Source organism: Ralstonia sp. RL (assembly GCF_001683835.1).
In the GTDB taxonomy this organism is placed as follows: domain Bacteria; phylum Pseudomonadota; class Gammaproteobacteria; order Burkholderiales; family Burkholderiaceae; genus Ralstonia; species Ralstonia mannitolilytica.
Genome location: NZ_LWRX01000219.1, coordinates 1 through 408, shown reverse-complemented (window position 1 = coordinate 408; position 408 = coordinate 1). Strand labels below are relative to the sequence as shown.

The 408-nt window shown below is 67.6% G+C and carries 1 pseudogene; it reads right to left on the bottom strand.

From position 1 onward, the window contains the following. Window positions 1–155: 155 nt before the first annotated feature. A pseudogene (locus tag A6M56_RS20060) lies at window positions 156–408 on the bottom strand (hypothetical protein); the annotation flags it as partial.

Here is a 408-nt window from a genome sequence, read left to right as displayed (position 1 = left end):
GGTGGGCAAGCGGAAGTATCGGGATTGCGACGACATGGAGGTTCCAGTACAGGCCGCCAGCAGCACGCATGTCGCTAGCACGAGCGCAACGCGCCCCGTCGCGTTGCAACGTTCCCCGCGAGCCAGCCTTCGCATCTTGGCTTTACGCATGTCGGTCACTGCCCATTCGTCGGTTTGCCAAACCACGGCAGATACGCATTGGTCCGCCCACCGGCGCGCGGCCACTGCCTGGGCGGATCGCGCTTGACCCAGCCGGGTGGCGGCGCCACCAGCACGCTCCATGCGTCATTCGGATTCGCAGCGCTGGTCACGACGGCGCTGTTGCCGGTGTGGTCTGCATACGCCGTGGCGCGAGCGATGTTCAGCCCCGCGCTGGCGGCGCGCAGCCCGCCGATGGCGTGTTCCGCA